We start from the raw sequence: 15,494 nt of genomic DNA, 5'->3' as shown, positions 1-15,494 counted from the left end.
CGAGAGGCCACCCGAGGTCCTCGACCTCACCGGCGCGGAAGCCGCCCGCCACGCAGGGAGTCTACGACCCGCACCGACCCACCGGTGCGGGGTCGGTGCCGTCCGCGGACGGCACCGACCCCACACGAGCTCAGCGGTTCTTCGGCGGCGGCTATCCGGGGCGGTGGACGCTGAGCTCGCCGTACGCCGGGAGGACGGCGGCCAGGTCGCCGGCCTGGTCGCCGGGTGCGCCTCGCAGGACGGCGTCCAGGAAGGCGCGGGTGGCCGCGGCGACGACGCGCGGGCTCTCGACGCGGCCCAGGGTGCCGACGATCGAGGGCACGGGCGGCAGATAGAGGGGGCCGTCCATGAAGGTGAGGTGCGCGGCGCCGGGGACGGTGAGCCGGTAGCTCGTCGCGGTACTGGACCCGAGCGCCTCGGTGAGGCGGGGCAGGTAGCGGGCGTCGGTCGCCGGGGTGATGGCCTGGGTGAGCGCGAGCACCGGCTGGACGAGGGACGGCGAGGTCGGGCCGTGGGGGAAGCCGTCCAGGTCGATGACGGCGTCGAACCGGCGGTCCTGCCGGGCCGCCTGCAGCGCCGCGGCCCCACCCATGGAATGGCCGGCCACCGCGACCCGGCCGGTGTCCAGGCGTCCGTTCAGCGGGTCGGCGATCGCACCGCGGTCCAGACCGTCCAACTGGGTGAGGACGAAGCCGAGGTCGGCGGCCCGGATCGCGGTCCAGCCGGCCGCGAGCTTCTCGTCCTCGTCCGGGTCGCCGCTGGAGGCGGTCTCGGTGGTGATCGTCCGGCCGTCGGCGAGGACGACGGCGGCGGAGTCGTACGGATGGTCGAGGGCGGCGACCACGTACCCGTGGCTGGCCAGTTCCTCCGCCCAGGCGGTGTTCTGGGTGCGCACCCCGCCCGACCCGGGAGAGAACAGCACGACGGGGAACCGGCCCCCGCCACCGTCCACCGGGGCGTCGAAGACCGAGCGGGAGCGGGCGCGCGGAACCCCGTCGACCAGGAATCCCGGCAGGCCGACCCCCCGGGCGAGGGCGTCGGAGACGGTACGCGCCTCCTGCTCCGTGCGTCCGAGGTACTGGGCCCGCCGCGTGCCCGAGGGGCTCCGCTGCGCGGGGTACCAGAGCTGGACCACGACCGTGCGCCGGTCGTCCGGGTCGGCGGTGAAGGTCTCGGGGCGCAGCGGGTCGGTCCACTGCACCACCCGGGTGCCGACCGCGAAGTCGCCCGACGGCTCGGGGAAGACGGGTACGGGGAAGGCCCAGGCGGCCGCCGGGCCGGTGGCGATCAGGCCGGCGCAGGCCAGTGATCCGGGCAGCGCCAGCCACCAGCGGGCCCGCCACGCGGGCCGGCCGGTACGGCGTCGCCGCAGGGGAAGGACGGCGAACGGCAACGCGAAGGCGGCGCCCGCCAGTACCGGCAGCATCTGCCAGCGGACTCCCGCCATGGCCAGCAGGATCGCGGACAGCACCTCGACCGCCCCGGCCGCGATCGTGACGCGCGGGCGGGCGGCGGGGGGCAGCCAGCGCGCCACCACCAGTGCGACGGCGCCCAGCAGGACAACTATTTCCAGGGGGGACATGGACAGCCCCGTGATGATCTCGGTCACCCGCCCATCGTCGGCGCCGGGCCTGCGCCGCCACATCGATCCCGGGTCGTCGCCGGGCACGACCGCGGTCGTCATCCGGAGCGGGCCCCGTACGACCGCGGTGGCAACCGGCTGCGCCGGACCAGCGGCCGGCCTGCGACCACGGGAGGTGGCGCGGCTCCTCCTGCGGTCGTATGCGGCCCGGTGCCGATCAGTCGCTGGACTCATGTGCGTCGCGGGGCCCGTGACCTACCGTGAGCAGGGCCGCGGTACCTGCCGTGCGGCGCGAGGCGGACGTTTACCGTACCCGCCTCGGCTGCGGGTGGTACGCGGACGTGGCCCCGGCCGGGGCCACGCCGGTGCTGGAACGACAGGGACGTGTGATGACCGAGGCGGCCGCGGAACCCGGCGCCACCCACCCGGGCCGCCGCCGCGACCGGGGGCGGTTGGCGCGTACGGCCCTGCGGCCGGCGCGGTACGCCGACCCGGCCACCGGGCGGGCGGCGCGACCGGCACCCGCCGCCTGGCGCCGGGGCGTCCGGCTGCCACCCCTGGTCTGGGACTCGCTGTTGCCGGCGCTCCTGCTGCTCAACATCGTGACCACGGACGGGTCGCACGAGTTCCCGGCGGCCGTGGCCCTCACCGCCGCCCTCGCGCTGCCCCTGCTGTGGCGGCGCCGGGCCCCGCTCACGGTGTTCGCCGCCGTGACGGCCGCGGCCTTCGTCCAGTGGCTGATGGGCATCCAACTGCCCGCCGACGTGGCCCTGCTGGTGGCGCTCTACACGGCGGCCGCGAACTCGGGCCGCCGCGGGACGCTCGTCGCCGGTGCCCTCGTCGAGGCCGGCGCCCTGCTGGCCTGCCTGCGCTGGGCGCCGCACGGCGCGTTCCTGACCCCCTTCGTCGCGGTCACCGCGATGGTCGTCGCCGCCGCCGTGCTCGGTGTGAACGTGCGGACCACGCGCGCCTACCTCGCGGCCCTGGAGGAACGGGCCGACCGCCTGAGACAGCAACAGGACCAGCAGGCGCGCCTGGCCGTCGCCGAGGAGAGGACACGCATCACCCGGGAGATGCACGACATCGTCACCCACAACCTGTCCGTCATGGTCGCGCTCACCGACGCCGCCGTCTACGCGCAGCACCGGTCGCCCGACAAGGCCACCGCCGCGATGCTCCAGATCTCCGAGACCGGCCGACAGGCCCTGACCGACATGCGGCGCTCGCTCGGCATCCTGCGGACCGACGAGCCGGACGCGGAGCGCCACCCGCTGCCCGGCATCGCCCAACTGGAGGCGCTCGCCGACCAGATGTGCGCCGCCGGGCTGCCGACCGGCCTGGAGGTCCACGGCGGCCACACCCACATCCCCGCCACCGCGCAACTCACCGTCTACCGCCTGGTACAGGAAGCCTTGACCAACACCCTGAAGCACACCCCCGCCGGCACCCGCGCGACGGTCCGGATCCGGTGCTCGACCGAGGCCGTCACCGTGGACGTCACCGACAGCGGCCCCCACCGGCCACGGCCCGCCGCCGCACCGTCCGGCCACGGCATCCCCGGCATGCGCGAGCGCTCGGCCGCCTACGGGGGCGCGCTGCAGGCCGGACCTCTCCCGGAGGGCGGCTGGGGAGTCCGTACCCGCCTCCTCCTCGACAGCGGCGGAGCGTCGTCCGCATGACCATCCGCATCCTGATCGCCGACGACGAAGCCCTGCTCCGGATGGCCTTCGCCACCGTCCTGGAGGCCCAGCCCGACATGGCACCGGTCGGCGAAGCCGCCGACGGCGCCGAGGCCGTGCGCCTCGCCCGGGAGCTGCGCCCCGACGTCGTCCTGATGGACGTCCGGATGCCCGGGACGGACGGGATCGAGGCGACCCGGCAGCTCGTCGAGACCGCCCCGCAGAGCAGAGTGCTCATCCTCACCACCTTCGACCTGGACGAATACGCCTTCGCCGGACTCAACGCCGGAGCCTCGGGCTTCCTGCTGAAGAACACCAGGCCCGAGGAACTGCTCACCGCGATACGCAACGTCGCCGCGGGCGACGCGGTGGTGTCCCCGCGGATCACCCGCCGCCTGCTGGAGAACTTCCGCCCGCACATCCCCGGCGGCGGCAGCGGCACCGACGGCGACGACCGGCTGAGCCGGCTCAGCGCCCGTGAACGCGAGGTGCTCGTCCAGGTGGGCCGCGGCCTGTCCAACAGCGAGATCGCGGCCACCCTGTACCTCGCGGAGGGGACGGTGAAGTCCCATCTGGGGCGGATCCTGCAGAAGCTCGAACTCCGCGACAGGGTCCAGGCCGTGATCTTCGCCTACGACAGCCGCCTCATCCACCCGGCGTGATCCGCTGTCGCAGCAGCGCGAGGTGGGCGGCCGTGGCGTCGGGTGAGCCCTGCAGGGCGCCGAGGTCCTGTCACAGGTCGTCCAACGTCCGTTCCTCGGAGGCGATCTCCCGACTGCCGAGCTTGACCGGCTTCTTCATGGTGGCGCAGCTCAGTATTCTCGTCCCGTCATCGTGGTCCCCTTTCGCCGCGCGCCGGACGGTGGCGGCCGTCCCGGCGATCACCCCGTGCCCGGCACGGGAGCGCGGGCCGGCGGCGGCCGTCCCCCGAGGCTGCTGCGGCACGGGCGGCGTGAGCGGCGGCACGGCTGCCCCGCGCGTGCACACCTCCAGCCTTCCACCGGCCCCAGCCCGGGGCAGCCGGGCGGGTGCGTGCGGCGAGCCGGGCCGCCCGGCTCGGCAGCGGGACGCGGTCGGGCGGGGCGCGTCCCCGCACACGACAAATCCGGCGACATCGGCGGGCGTCCCCGGGATACTGGTCGGCCATGGATGAGGTCGAGGTCGTGGTCGCCCACTCCGAGCGCGCGACCCTGCGCGTCGGCGGGGTGTTCCTGAAGGTGGACGCCGATCAGTCGCGCATCGACGTCGAGGTCGAGGCGATGTCCCTCGCGCCGGTCCCGACCCCGAAGGTCCTGTGGCGCAAGCCGCCGGTGCTCGCGATCGCCGCGCTCCCGGGGGCGACGCTCGGGCGCCTCGGCGGGCCGTCGACCGGGTCACCGGCGGCGTGGGCCGCGGCGGGCGCCGCCATCCGGAAGCTGCACGACGCGCCGCTGCCGCCCCGAACGGGCCGGGCCGGCCGGAGCATCGTCGCGCTGGCGGCGGAACTCGACGCCGAGTGCGAGGCGCTCGTGGCGAACGGCGTCCTGCCCGGCGACCTGGTCACCCGTAACCGCCGGGTCGCCGAGGCCGCGCTCCGGCCGTGGACTCCGGTGTTCACGCACGGCGATCTGCAGATCGCGCACGTGTTCGTCGACGGCGGCGAGGTCACCGGCATCATCGACTGGTCCGAGGCGGGTCGGGGTGACGCCCTGTACGACCTCGCCACCTTCACGCTCGGGCACGAGGAGCACCTCGACGACGTCATCGGCGGCTACGGCACCGACCTCGACCTCGACGTGATCCACGCGTGGTGGTCGTTGCGGAGCCTGCTGGCGGTTCGCTGGCTGATCGAGCACGGCTTCGACCCCTTCGCACCGGGCTGTGAGGTCGATGTGCTGAGAGCCCGGATGTGAGGCTGCTGCCGGTCCGCCGAGTTCGTCGTCGCCCTGTTCAGCTCCCGGGCCGGGCGGCGATGCCGGCGACGAGGATGGCCAGGCCGCGCTCGAACCGCCGGTCGTACCCGCCGAACAGGTCCGCGCCGGCGTCGGCCGCGAGCGGGTGGGCCGAGCCGATCCGCTCGGCCCGTTCGGCGGCGTCGTAGCCGGGCGCGCGTTCGCCGGGCATCGGGTGGACGGCCTGCTCCTCGATCACGAAGCCGATGGTGAAGCTGTAGGCGGTGAAGTAGGCGTCGACGGCGTCGGGCAGGTCGAAGCCGTCCCGGCGGAGGGCGGCGAGGTACCCCTCCAGCGCGGCGGCGTGGCCGGTGTCGGTGAGCCGGGTGCCGCTGAAGACCTTGGCGCCGTCGCGGTAGCCGAGCAGGGCGCGGCGCAGTCCGCGGCAGGCGGCGGTGAGGTGGTCGGCCCAGGGGGCGTCGGCGGCGGGAGCGGGGCCGGCGGCCTGCATCCGGCGGAGCATCTCGGTCGCGAGTTCGTCGAGCAGTGCCTGCTTGTTGGCGAAGTGCCAGTACAGGGCGGGTGCCTTGACGTCGAGCTCGGTGGCGATCCGGCGCAGGGTCAGGCCTTCGAGACCGACCTCGTTGAGAAGTCGCAGGGCGGTGTCGGCCACCTGTGCCCGGTCCAGTTTCGGTGCCATGTCCTCGTTCCTCGTCGTCGCCGCTTGACAATCTAACACCGTTAAGGACACGCTCGGGGCACCGCAACTTAACAACGTTAAGGAGACTGGGATGCACACCGAAGTGCTGATCGTCGGGGCCGGGCCGACCGGCCTCACGCTCGCCTGCGACCTCGCCCGCCGGGGCGTGTCCGCACTGCTCGTCGACCGGGCAACGGGCCTGTTCCCGGGCTCCCGCGGCAAGGGCCTGCAGCCCCGCACCCTGGAGGTGCTCGACGACCTCGGCGTGATCGACGCGGTGCTGGCCGCCGGCGGCCGCTACCCGCGGATGCAGAGCTGGGCGGACGGCGAGCGCGGCGCCCGCTGGGACCTGATCGAACGCCGGGAGCCGGGCGACCCGTCGGTGCCGTACCCGGAAGTCTGGATGCTGCCCCAGTGGCGCACCCAGGAGATCCTGCACACCCGCCTGCGGGAACTGGGCGGCGAGGCGGTCTTCGGCACCGCGCTCACCGACCTGACCCAGGACGACGACGGCGTGACCGCGCGGCTCACCGGCCCGGACGGCGCCCCGCGCACGGTCACCGCCGACTACCTGGTCGCCGCCGACGGCGGGCGGAGCACCGTGCGGCGGGCCGTCGGCATCCCGATGGCCGGTGAGACGGTGGATCCGCGCCCGGCCCTGGTGGCGGACGTACGGATCAGCGGTCTGGACCATGACGACTGGCACATCTGGCCGACGGCGCCGGGCGGCGTCCTGCTGCTCTGTCCGCTGCCCGGCACGCCGGGCTTCCAGCTGTTCGCGTTGTTCGACGACGGTGACCCCGACACCGCCCCGGACACCTCGGTCGACGCGATCCGGCGCCTCGTGGCCGACCGCACCCACCTTCCGGAGGCGGCGGTGACCGAGGTCCGCTGGGCCTCCGGGTTCCGCCCGCGCGCCGCACTGGCCTACCGCTTCCGCCAGGGCCGGGTGTTCCTGGCGGGCGATGCCGCGCACATCCACTCGCCGGCCGGCGGTCAGGGCCTCAACACCAGCGTCCAGGACGCCTACAACCTCGGCTGGAAGCTCGGCCAGGTGCTGGGGCACGGCGCGGCCCCCGCCCTGCTGGACAGCTACGAGGCCGAACGGCTGCCGGTGGCCTCGGACGTGCTGGAGATCAGCACTTCGCTGCACCGCGCCCGCAGCGGCGCCGACAGTGACGGCGACGGGCAGCAGGTCCGACGCGGCGAGCGCACCGAACAACTCGGCCTGGCCTACCGGGGCGGCCCGCTCAGCATCGAGCGCCGCAGCGGCCTGCCCGAGGACGCCGTGCGGGCCGGCGACCGCGCCCCCGACGCGGAACTCCCGAACGGCGACCGGCTGTTCGACGTCCTGCGCGGGCCGCACTTCACCCTCGTGGCGGCCGGCTGCGAACCGCCGGCGGTGCCGGCCGGGGTCCGCTCGCGACGGGTGGACGGCTACGGCCGGGGGCTGTTCCTGATCCGGCCGGACGGCTACGTCGGGCTGGCCACCGAGGACGCCGCCGACCTCGCCGGCTACCTCCGGTCGGTCGGCGTCGGAACCGCTGCGGTGGCGGCCCGCTGACGCGCACGCCGCACCCGCCCCGAACCTCGGGGAGTCCCCGTCCATGACCGGACCGGCGGCTCACCCCACCGGTCCGCCGCCGGTGAAGAACTCGACCAGCCCGTACGGTGCCCGGTCGCCGATGCAGAGGTCCAGGATCGCGGACGCACGCGTGGCGGCGCTCGCGCTGCGGGGGAACAGCTCCGCCTCGTACGCGGCGAGGGCCGCTTCGGTGTCGCCGGGGTGCGCGGCGATCGCCCGCCCGAGCTCGGCGCCGTCGAGCATCGCGAGGTTGGCGCCCTCGCCCGCCGGGGGCGCCAGGTGTGCGGCGTCGCCGAGCAGCGTCACCCCGGGCACGCGGTCCCAGCGGTGTCCGACCGGCAGTGTGTGCAGGGCGCGCCCGACGGGTGCGCTCTCGCCCTCGGTGATCAGCGCGGTGAGCTGCGGCGCCCACCCCTCGAACTCGGCGGCCACCGCGGCCCTGGCCGCGTCCGCGTCGGCGAAGTCGATCCCGGAGATCCAGTCGGCGGGGCGGGTCAGCTGGACGTAGGTGTGCAGCACTCCCTCGGCCTCCCGGTGGGCGGAGATCCCCTGCCCGGGGGCGAGCGCGAACATCGACCCGGCGCCGACCGCCGCGGCCGCCGCCGGGTGCCGCTCGTCGGCGTCGTAGAGGTAGGTCTCGACGAAGCACGTGCCGAGGTACTCCGGCTCCGCCCCGGAGAGCAGGGGCCGGATCCGGGACCAGGCGCCGTCGGCGCCGACGAGCAGTCCGGTGGTCACGGCCGACCCGTCCGTGAACGCCACCTCGTGCCGGCCGCCGCCGAGGGGCCGGGCCCCGGCGATCTTCCGCCCCCAGACGACCGTCCCTTCGGGCAGCGATTCGACCAGGATCCGGCGGAGGTCGCCGCGGAGCACCTCGGGGCGCCGGCCGGTGCCGTCGTCGGGCTCGTCCAGCAGCACCGTGCCGTGCCGGTCGAGCACCCGGGAGGCCTCGCCGCCCTCGTGGATGATCGCGCGGAACTCCTCGGTGAGGCCGGCCGCCGCCAGCGCGCGCTGCCCGTCGTGCTCGTGGATGTCGAGCTGGCCGCCCTGCGTCCGGGCCTGCGGGGAGGGCTCGGCCTCGTAGACCGTCGCGGGGATGCCGTGGACGTGCAGGACGCGGGCGAGCACCAGTCCGCCGAGCCCGGCGCCGATGATCGTGACGGGAGTGCCGGGAGTGCCGGGCGCGTTCGGCACGGTCGGTGCGGTGGTCATGGCGGTGCCCTCTCTACTCGCGGGCGGTCTCCGCCTGGCCGAACCATGGAACGTCGTTCCAGGGCCAGACTGGAACACCGTTCCAGCCCTGTCAAACTGGAACGGTGTTCCAGGTGTGCCAGGATGGAGGCATGGCAACCAGCGCGCGCCGCGCCGAGCGGCGGGAGGAGCCGCTCTCCCGCGAGCGCATCGTCGAGACGGCCGTCGAACTCCTCGACCGGTCCGGCGAGGGCGGTCTCACCTTCCGCGCCCTGGCGCAGCAGCTCGCCACCGGCCCCGGCGCGATCTACTGGCACATCGCGAACAAGGACGAGCTCCTCGGCGCGGCCACCGCCGCCGTCCTCACCGGCGCCCTCACCGCCGCCGCCCCCGGCAGCACGCCGCAGCAGGCCGTCCGCTCCCTGGCGCTGGGCGTCTTCGACGCGATCGACGCCCACCCCTGGGCCGGCGCCCAGCTCGCCCGGCCCTTCTCGCCGTCGCCGCTGCTGCGCCTGATGGAAGGCATCGGCCGCCAGGTCCAGGCCCTCGGCGTCCCCGAACCCGAGCTGTTCGGCTCGGCGTCCGCCCTGCTGCACTACATCCTCGGGGTGAGCAACCAGAACGCCGCCAACGCCGTCGCGGCCGCCACCCACCGCCCGCCGACGAGCCGGACCGCCTTCCTGGCCGCCACCTCCACCGCCTGGGCGGAGCTCGACCCCGACGAGTTCGCGTTCGTCCGCACCGTCGCCGGCCAGATGCGCGAGCACGACGACCGCGAGGAGTTCCTCACCGGCATCGACCTGATCCTGACCGGCATCACCGCCCGGCTCCGAGCGGCGGCCCCGCCGGCGACCGGGCCCGCGCGCGAGGTCTGACCCCGGCCGTTCGGCCGCCGGGTGCCGCACCGTCGCCACTGGCTCCGGATCCGGAAATCCCCGGCTCCTCGGCCGGCCCCGTGGGAGCCGCTCTCCACGAACGGGTGAAATTCCTCCCCGGTCATTCGTGTCCGGAACGTATCCGCCGGACGGGGGAACGGCGGTCGCTATGTTGGCTGTCCCGGACCCCCTCGGCCCCGGCCCCGGCCGGGGCCCGGGGCGGTCTCCCGCCGGTTCCGTGCCTCGGCGACCTCAACGCTCCGCCAGGGCGCGACACCGCCGACGGGCCGGGCACCATGCGTCGGTCCCCCCCCAGCAAGGAGAGCTCGTGCTTTCGAAGAAGATGAGGCTCGCGCGTTCCCTGGCCGTGGCACTCGCCACGGCCACCGCGTTCACCATCACCCTGCCGAGCGGCAACGCCTACGCCATCAACCACGTGGAGTGCGTCGGCGGCGAGGACTTCCTGAAGATCTGGTCGCACCTCGACGGGCGCCAGAGCGTCGACTGCTACGCGAACGCCGGAAGGACGAGCTTCGGCAACTGGTGGGTCGACCGCATCTCCACCGGGAACAACGACCTGATCTACTACGACGCCAACGGCGACTCGGTGCGGATCGACCGCTGGCACGACATCACCTTCCCCAACAACCCTCCGAAGGTGAAGGACATCCAGATCCTCTGACGCGTTGACGGTTCCCCGGCGGTCCGCCGCCCTGCGCGCGGGCGGCGGCCCACGTGGAACCGACCGGGCGACGTCTCTCGCCCCCGGACCGCGCGGTCCTTGACGGGCGCGTCACGTGCGTGTTTCCCCGGATTGCGCTTCCGGTGGAGCACTTGAGCGCCGCCGGGCGTTGTGTGAGTGTGGGGCCGACGTCCGGTGATCGAAATCCGGGCCGTGACAGTCGAACCGCGCAGCTCCGACCGGGCCCGTCGCGGAGGACGGAGGAACCGGTGCCCTCGCCCTCGCAACCGCTTCGGAAGCTGGGATTCCTGACCATCGGCCTGTTCGACCCGGCCGATCCCCGCCACGGGCACGAGTCGACGCTGCGGCTCGTCGAACTCGGCGAGCGCCTGGGATTCGACAGCGCCTGGCTGCGCCACCGGCACCTGCAGTACGGGATCTCCTCGCCCGTCGCGGTGCTGGCCGCGGCCACCCAGCGCACCAGCCGCATCCACCTGGGCACGGCGGTCATCCCGCTGGGGTGGGAGAACCCCCTGCGGCTGGCCGAGGACCTGGCGACCGTCGACCTCCTGTCCGGCGGCAGGCTCAACCCCGGTGTCAGCGTGGGCCGTCCCGGGCACTACGACCGGATCGCCCCCGCGCTCTACCCCGACACCGCCGAGGCCGAGGACTTCAGCTACGAACGGGTGCGCCGGCTGCTGGACTTCGTCCGCGGCGAGCGGGCCACCGACTTCAGCGGGACCGAGGGCATCGAGGTGTACTCCGACCGCGTCCAGCCCGTCGCGCCCGGCCTGGCGGACCGCCTGTGGTACGGCGGCGGGAGCCTGCGCTCGGCCCGGTGGGCGGGCGAGCAGGGGCTGAGCCTGCTCACCAGCAGCGTGGTGCGGGCCGAGGAGTCGGAGGACTTCGCCGAGATCCAGCGCTCGCAGATCGCCGCCTTCCGCGCCCACCACCCCGCCGGTGCCAGCGCCCGGGTCTCCCAGGGGCTGGTCGTCATCCCCACCGACGGGGCCTCGGCGCAGCAGCGCGCCAAGTACCGCGCGTACGTGCGGAGTCGGATCCCGCGCACCACCGCCCCGCAGGGGCCGGCGCGGATGCTCTTCGCCCCGGACCTGATCGGCACGTCCGCCGAGATCGCCGAGCAGCTCTACGCCCACGCCGGGTTCCGGGAGGTCGACGAGGTCGTCTTCGCACTGCCGTTCTCCTTCGACTTCGAGGACTACGTCCAGATCCTCACCGACATCGCCACCGGCCTCGGCCCCGCGCTCGGCTGGCGGCCCGCGCACTGAGACACCCCTGCCGCGGCCGTCCCCGCGGCGCGCCTGACGTGAAGTCAGGGGGCGCCGGCCGGGCCCCGCTCCTCGGCGGCCCCGCCGGGACCCGGGGGTGAACCCACGGCCGGCGCACCGGCGTTCGCTATGAGCCTCCGTCTTCTGCGGGTGCGCCGGTCCGGCCGGAGCGGGACGCGCGTCCCACCATGCGGGACGGCCGGTCCTCCGGTGCCGGGGCCCTTGACGCGGCGCGGATCCGGGATGACACTCCGGAGCAGGAATCCTCGAACGTGGGTGGGAGAGCCGTGAGGCACGCGGAGCCGGTCGTCGATGGCGTGGCCCACGCTGTCCGGCTGCGCCCGGTGCTGACGTGCCGCCGCCACATCGACCTGCAGCGGGTCTGCAGCAGCCTGGCAGGAGCGCCCGCTCCCCACGGCCCGGCGGCCCTCGCCGTCTGATTCCCCACCGGGCACTCGCCCGCCCCGAGTTCCGCCCTCCCCCGCTCCTCCCGCACCCGATGCGTCGCACACGCGTGCGCGCACCCCCGACCCCTGGGAGACCCATGTCCGACGCCTCCTCCTCCGCCGTCCCCTCCCTCCGCGGCCGGATCGGCCGCGACGCCCGCAGCGGGTACTACGCCGTGCCGCACCGCTACCGGCTGCACCTCACGCTGTCCTGTCCGCACTGTCTGCAGATCGCCGTCACCCACAGCCTCCTCGGCCTCGACGACACCCTCCCGGTGACCCTGCTGCCGGCGCTGCCGGACGACGGCGCCGGCGGGTACCTGGCGCTGCGGCCGCTGTACGAGGCGAGCGCGCACCAGTACCCCGGGCCGGCCGTGGCGCCGGTGCTCAGCGACAGCTGGAGCGGACGGATCGTCAGCACCGACACCACCGAGATCCTCACCGACCTGGCCCGGCGGTTCCCCGGCCCCGACCTCCACCCGTGCGGCCTCGACACGGCGATCGAGGCGGTCCGGGAGCTGTGCGAGCGGAGCATCAACGCCCCGGCCCAACGCGCCGGCCGGGCCGACGCCACCGCGGCCGAGCGCGCGACGGCCCTGCGTAGCCTGCTCGACGGGCTGGCCGCGATCGAGCACCGCCTGGCCACCCGGGAGTTCCTGCTGGGCGAGGAGCTGACCCTCGCGGACGTGGAGCTCTGGGTGACCCTGGTGCGGCTGGACACCGTGCACCGCTGGCACCTGGACGCCACCGCCGTGCATCGCATCGCCGAGCACTCCCGGGTGTGGGCCCACGCCCGGCGGCTCGCCGGACACCCCGCCTTCGGCCGCCACCTCGATCTGGACGGCATCGCCCGCCGCCACCACACCCGCTGCCAGGGCGAGGAGGCCGCGGGCGCGGCGATCCAGATCGTCGACTGGGCGGAGCACGCCCAGCGGCGGGTGCACTCCGGTTGAGCGGCGGCGTCGGCCGGGTGGTCACCACGAGCCCCTACCTGTGCCGGTAGCCCGTTGCTCTGGCCGCGCCCCGTCGCCCACCTCGTTCCCGTCGATGCCGGAGAGGTCGGAGAGGTCGGAGAGGCGGCTGGTCCGCTCGGCTGTCACGGCGTGCGCGTGGTGGCGGCCGGGGGTTGGCCGGTCGGGGTAGATACCTGGACGCCGATGAAGGAGGAGTGGTCATGGCCGTGGTGATGTCGATGCTCTGGGCCGACGCGACTCCGGAGCAGTACGACACGGTGCGGGACGCCGTGGACTGGGAGCAGGTCCCCGGGGCCGGGGGACAGCTGCATGTGGCCTGGTTCGACGCGCGGGGCCTCCACGTGACCGATGTGTGGGAGTCCCGGGAGGCGTTCGAGGCGTTCATGGCCCAGCGCCTCACCCCCGCGATCGCGACGGCCCGGATCAGCGGGGCTCCGGAGGTGTCCTTCGCCCCGCTCCACCGCCGGTACGTCGCGCCCGGGACCACCGGCGCGGCATAGCGACTCCTGACACGTGCACCCCGGCGGCGCCGAGCTCGTACGGCGCCGCCCGCCGGGGCGGCCGGACCGTGCCCAGGCCGGCCGCCCCGACCACCGGCCGGCCCCCAGCCGGAGCGTGCCGCCACCTGCCCACCGAACGGGTTCAGGGTTCGCGACGGGCTTCCTCCAGGAACCGCGCGACCAGGGGATTCCGGTCGTCGCGCCGCCAGGTCATCGCGACGGTGGTGCGTGTGGTGTTCGGCTCGATCCGGCGGTACGCGACGCCTTTCAGCCGGATCCGGCGGATGCTCGCCGGGGCGAGCGAGACGCCGAGCCCCGCCTCCACGAGCGCGGAGACCGTCTGCCACTCCACCGCCTGCTGTCCGAGGCGCGGCTCGAATCCCGCGTCGCGGCACAGGTGGAGGATCCGGTCGAGCACTGTCGGTCCGGCGCTGCGGGGCAGCAGCACGAACGGCTCGCCCGCCAGCGCCTCGACGGGGACCACGCGTCGGGCCGCGAGGGGGTGGGACCGCGGCAGGACGGCGACGAACTCCTCGGACAGGATCATCTCGTTCATCAGTCCCGGCTCGTCCGGCGGCTCCCGCAGGAGCCCGAGGTCGATCACCTGCTCGTGCAGGGCGGTCACCTGCACCGCCGTGGTCATCTCCCGGATCTCCATCTCCACCGCGGGGTACCGGTCGTGGTAGGCGCGCAGCAGGCCCGGCAGGACACTCAGCGCGAGTGACCCGGAGAAGCCGATCCGGATGCGACCGGCCTCGCCGTCGGCGACGGCCCGCGCCGCGCTCAGTGCGGCGGCGACCTCGTCGAGCGCGTGCCGCGCGGCCGGCAGGAGCTCCTGTCCTGCCGCGGTGAGCGCGACCCGGCCCGGCGCCCGGCTGAACAGCGGGTGCCCGACCTTCGCCTCCAGACGGCGGATCTGCTGGCTGAGCGGCGGTTGTGCGATGCCCAGCCGCTCCGCCGCGCGTCCGAAGTGGAGTTCCTCGGCGAGAACGGCGAAGGCGTGGAGTTGGTGCAGGCCGAGTTCCGGGCGATCCATGCCGCCAGGGATATCACACGATGGTTTCCATGCTATTGGACATATCACCCGCTGGTTCCCTAGCTTTCGCTGCATGACAGAGCGACGCGCGATCCTGAGCGGTTCCACCTTCGAGGAGGAGATCGGCTACGCCCGGGCGGTGGTGGACGGCGACCGGGTGCACGTGTCGGGGACGACCGGGTTCGACTACCCGACCATGACCATCTCCGACGACGTGGTGGAGCAGGCGGAGCAGTGCCTGCGCAACATCGCGGAGGCACTGGCACAGGCGGGTTGCACCTTCGCGGACGTCGTTCGGGTCAGGTACCTCCTGCCCGATCGCGAGGACTTCCCGCCGTGCTGGCCCGCCCTGCGCCGCACCTTCGGGGCGGTGCGACCGGCCGCGACGATGCTCGAATGCGGCCTCTCCGACCCCCGGATGAAGATCGAGATCGAGGTCGACGCACGACGGCCCGCAGGGCCGGGTACCGTCTCCGCCGTTGACTGACCCGGCAGGCGGCGCCCCGGACCGGGTGGCCCGGCCTCAGACAGCCGTCGAGGGCGGAGCCGGTGTCACGGCGCGGGCTGCGGAGCCTGTGTCACGGCGCGGGCTGCGGGGCGGCCTCGGCGGGCGTGAACGAGGACGCGAAGGTGAAGGCGCGGGGAGACGGACCGTGCTCCCGCAGGTCGGCCAGTCGTGCCAAGGCCTCGCCGACGGTGGGGAGGTGACCGGCGGGGATCCACCAGAGCACCAGGTGTGCCTCGGCGTGCCGGTGGAACCATTCGCGCCGCCGTCGTGTCGCGTCCAGGTGGCCACTGCGGTAGGTGAAGTCCCAGAGGGCTTCCTGGCTCTCCCACACCGACAGGTTGACGATGACGTTCTCGCCCGCCGGGCGCAGTCCGGTCGCGTCGGCCTCGCCGTCCTCGGTGAGCCGCCACACGAAGCCGGGCGCACCGTCGGCGGCGGTGTTGATCGGTTCGAGCAACTCGACGAACGGTGCGGTGCGGGGGTCGTCGAGGGGGTGCCGGAGGGTGGCGACATTGAGCTGGGCCAGGTGGAGGGCATGCGTGGAGGAGGTCATGGCCTCATCCCAGCACGGCTCGC

At 74.3% G+C, this 15,494-nt stretch carries 17 protein-coding genes; 11 read left to right on the top strand and 6 right to left on the bottom strand.

Annotated features, from left to right (window positions below):
• Positions 1 to 151: 151 nt before the first annotated feature.
• The gene (locus OG618_RS01300; protein WP_329491974.1) at positions 152 to 1,645 is read right to left on the bottom strand and encodes an alpha/beta hydrolase family protein; all 1,494 of its coding nucleotides are present in this window, start codon (positions 1,643 to 1,645) and stop codon (positions 152 to 154) included.
• Between the two features lie 326 nt (positions 1,646 to 1,971).
• Here OG618_RS01300 and OG618_RS01295 point away from each other — a divergent pair, with 326 nt between their 5' ends.
• Positions 1,972 to 3,261 (top strand): sensor histidine kinase, encoded by a 1,290-nt coding sequence (locus tag OG618_RS01295; RefSeq protein ID WP_329485220.1) that lies wholly within the window; start codon positions 1,972 to 1,974, stop codon positions 3,259 to 3,261.
• Entirely contained in the window at positions 3,258 to 3,923 is a 666-nt protein-coding gene (locus OG618_RS01290; RefSeq protein WP_329485219.1) for a response regulator transcription factor, read from the top strand. The genes OG618_RS01295 and OG618_RS01290 overlap by 4 nt, the downstream gene beginning before the upstream one ends.
• A 70-nt stretch (positions 3,924 to 3,993) precedes the next feature.
• On the opposite strand, the gene OG618_RS01285 is transcribed toward OG618_RS01290, so the two are convergent.
• Entirely contained in the window at positions 3,994 to 4,206 is a 213-nt protein-coding gene (locus tag OG618_RS01285) for a hypothetical protein (RefSeq protein ID WP_329485218.1), read from the bottom strand.
• 200 nt (positions 4,207 to 4,406) lie between these two features.
• Here OG618_RS01285 and OG618_RS01280 point away from each other — a divergent pair, with 200 nt between their 5' ends.
• Positions 4,407 to 5,153 (top strand): phosphotransferase family protein, encoded by a 747-nt coding sequence (locus OG618_RS01280; RefSeq protein ID WP_329485217.1) that lies wholly within the window; start codon positions 4,407 to 4,409, stop codon positions 5,151 to 5,153.
• Between the two features lie 37 nt (positions 5,154 to 5,190).
• Here the strand turns inward: OG618_RS01280 and OG618_RS01275 are convergent, their stop codons facing one another.
• The gene (locus OG618_RS01275; protein WP_329485216.1) at positions 5,191 to 5,832 is read right to left on the bottom strand and encodes a TetR/AcrR family transcriptional regulator C-terminal domain-containing protein; all 642 of its coding nucleotides are present in this window, start codon (positions 5,830 to 5,832) and stop codon (positions 5,191 to 5,193) included.
• Between the two features lie 91 nt (positions 5,833 to 5,923).
• On the opposite strand from OG618_RS01275, the gene OG618_RS01270 reads away from it, so the two are divergent.
• Entirely contained in the window at positions 5,924 to 7,396 is a 1,473-nt protein-coding gene (locus tag OG618_RS01270; RefSeq protein ID WP_329485215.1) for an FAD-dependent monooxygenase, read from the top strand.
• Positions 7,397 to 7,456: 60 nt separating this feature from the next.
• Here the strand turns inward: OG618_RS01270 and OG618_RS01265 are convergent, their stop codons facing one another.
• On the bottom strand, positions 7,457 to 8,629 hold the full coding sequence (locus tag OG618_RS01265) for an FAD-dependent oxidoreductase (RefSeq protein ID WP_329485214.1): 1,173 nt from the start codon (positions 8,627 to 8,629) through the stop codon (positions 7,457 to 7,459).
• Positions 8,630 to 8,760: 131 nt separating this feature from the next.
• Here OG618_RS01265 and OG618_RS01260 point away from each other — a divergent pair, with 131 nt between their 5' ends.
• From OG618_RS01260 to OG618_RS01235, 6 genes are all read left to right on the top strand, one after another.
• On the top strand, positions 8,761 to 9,483 hold the full coding sequence (locus tag OG618_RS01260) for a TetR/AcrR family transcriptional regulator (RefSeq protein WP_329485213.1): 723 nt from the start codon (positions 8,761 to 8,763) through the stop codon (positions 9,481 to 9,483).
• Between the two features lie 343 nt (positions 9,484 to 9,826).
• The gene (locus OG618_RS01255; protein ID WP_380391752.1) at positions 9,827 to 10,165 is read left to right on the top strand and encodes a beta/gamma crystallin domain-containing protein; all 339 of its coding nucleotides are present in this window, start codon (positions 9,827 to 9,829) and stop codon (positions 10,163 to 10,165) included.
• Positions 10,166 to 10,434: 269 nt separating this feature from the next.
• Positions 10,435 to 11,454: an LLM class flavin-dependent oxidoreductase gene (locus OG618_RS01250; protein WP_329485211.1), complete on the top strand. Its 1,020-nt coding sequence runs from the start codon at positions 10,435 to 10,437 to the stop codon at positions 11,452 to 11,454.
• A 317-nt stretch (positions 11,455 to 11,771) separates the two neighbouring features.
• Entirely contained in the window at positions 11,772 to 11,894 is a 123-nt protein-coding gene (locus tag OG618_RS01245) for a hypothetical protein (RefSeq protein ID WP_329485210.1), read from the top strand.
• Positions 11,895 to 11,998: 104 nt separating this feature from the next.
• Positions 11,999 to 12,853 (top strand): glutathione S-transferase C-terminal domain-containing protein, encoded by an 855-nt coding sequence (locus OG618_RS01240; RefSeq protein WP_329485209.1) that lies wholly within the window; start codon positions 11,999 to 12,001, stop codon positions 12,851 to 12,853.
• 221 nt (positions 12,854 to 13,074) lie between these two features.
• Complete coding sequence (locus tag OG618_RS01235; RefSeq protein ID WP_329485208.1) at positions 13,075 to 13,374, top strand: hypothetical protein; 300 nt, start codon at positions 13,075 to 13,077, stop codon at positions 13,372 to 13,374.
• A 142-nt stretch (positions 13,375 to 13,516) separates the two neighbouring features.
• Here the strand turns inward: OG618_RS01235 and OG618_RS01230 are convergent, their stop codons facing one another.
• Positions 13,517 to 14,410 (bottom strand): LysR family transcriptional regulator, encoded by an 894-nt coding sequence (locus tag OG618_RS01230; protein WP_329485207.1) that lies wholly within the window; start codon positions 14,408 to 14,410, stop codon positions 13,517 to 13,519.
• A 73-nt stretch (positions 14,411 to 14,483) separates the two neighbouring features.
• On the opposite strand from OG618_RS01230, the gene OG618_RS01225 reads away from it, so the two are divergent.
• On the top strand, positions 14,484 to 14,897 hold the full coding sequence (locus tag OG618_RS01225) for a RidA family protein (protein ID WP_329485206.1): 414 nt from the start codon (positions 14,484 to 14,486) through the stop codon (positions 14,895 to 14,897).
• 91 nt (positions 14,898 to 14,988) lie between these two features.
• On the opposite strand, the gene OG618_RS01220 is transcribed toward OG618_RS01225, so the two are convergent.
• Positions 14,989 to 15,471, bottom strand: a complete 483-nt coding sequence (locus tag OG618_RS01220) for a DUF3291 domain-containing protein (RefSeq protein WP_329485205.1) — start codon at positions 15,469 to 15,471, stop codon at positions 14,989 to 14,991.
• Between the last annotated feature and the right edge of the window lie 23 nt (positions 15,472 to 15,494).

The sequence above is a fragment of the Kitasatospora sp. NBC_01246 genome (assembly GCF_036226505.1).
Classification (GTDB): domain Bacteria; phylum Actinomycetota; class Actinomycetes; order Streptomycetales; family Streptomycetaceae; genus Kitasatospora.
Note: the sequence above shows the minus strand (reverse complement) of the source record. Positions and strands in the feature narration are given on the sequence as shown.

What these genes read in the sequence shown, in the direction of transcription:
- OG618_RS01300 (WP_329491974.1), bottom strand. Translation starts at nt 1,645, where the DNA reads ATGTGGCGGCGCAGGCCCGGCGCCGACGATGGGCGGGTGACCGAGATC.
- OG618_RS01295 (WP_329485220.1), top strand. Translation starts at nt 1,972, where the DNA reads ATGACCGAGGCGGCCGCGGAACCCGGCGCCACCCACCCGGGCCGCCGC.
- OG618_RS01290 (WP_329485219.1), top strand. Translation starts at nt 3,258, where the DNA reads ATGACCATCCGCATCCTGATCGCCGACGACGAAGCCCTGCTCCGGATG.
- OG618_RS01280 (WP_329485217.1), top strand. Translation starts at nt 4,407, where the DNA reads ATGGATGAGGTCGAGGTCGTGGTCGCCCACTCCGAGCGCGCGACCCTG.
- OG618_RS01275 (WP_329485216.1), bottom strand. Translation starts at nt 5,832, where the DNA reads ATGGCACCGAAACTGGACCGGGCACAGGTGGCCGACACCGCCCTGCGA.
- OG618_RS01270 (WP_329485215.1), top strand. Translation starts at nt 5,924, where the DNA reads ATGCACACCGAAGTGCTGATCGTCGGGGCCGGGCCGACCGGCCTCACG.
- OG618_RS01265 (WP_329485214.1), bottom strand. Translation starts at nt 8,629, where the DNA reads ATGACCACCGCACCGACCGTGCCGAACGCGCCCGGCACTCCCGGCACT.
- OG618_RS01260 (WP_329485213.1), top strand. Translation starts at nt 8,761, where the DNA reads ATGGCAACCAGCGCGCGCCGCGCCGAGCGGCGGGAGGAGCCGCTCTCC.
- OG618_RS01255 (WP_380391752.1), top strand. Translation starts at nt 9,827, where the DNA reads ATGAGGCTCGCGCGTTCCCTGGCCGTGGCACTCGCCACGGCCACCGCG.
- OG618_RS01240 (WP_329485209.1), top strand. Translation starts at nt 11,999, where the DNA reads ATGTCCGACGCCTCCTCCTCCGCCGTCCCCTCCCTCCGCGGCCGGATC.
- OG618_RS01235 (WP_329485208.1), top strand. Translation starts at nt 13,075, where the DNA reads ATGGCCGTGGTGATGTCGATGCTCTGGGCCGACGCGACTCCGGAGCAG.
- OG618_RS01230 (WP_329485207.1), bottom strand. Translation starts at nt 14,410, where the DNA reads ATGGATCGCCCGGAACTCGGCCTGCACCAACTCCACGCCTTCGCCGTT.
- OG618_RS01225 (WP_329485206.1), top strand. Translation starts at nt 14,484, where the DNA reads ATGACAGAGCGACGCGCGATCCTGAGCGGTTCCACCTTCGAGGAGGAG.
- OG618_RS01220 (WP_329485205.1), bottom strand. Translation starts at nt 15,471, where the DNA reads ATGACCTCCTCCACGCATGCCCTCCACCTGGCCCAGCTCAATGTCGCC.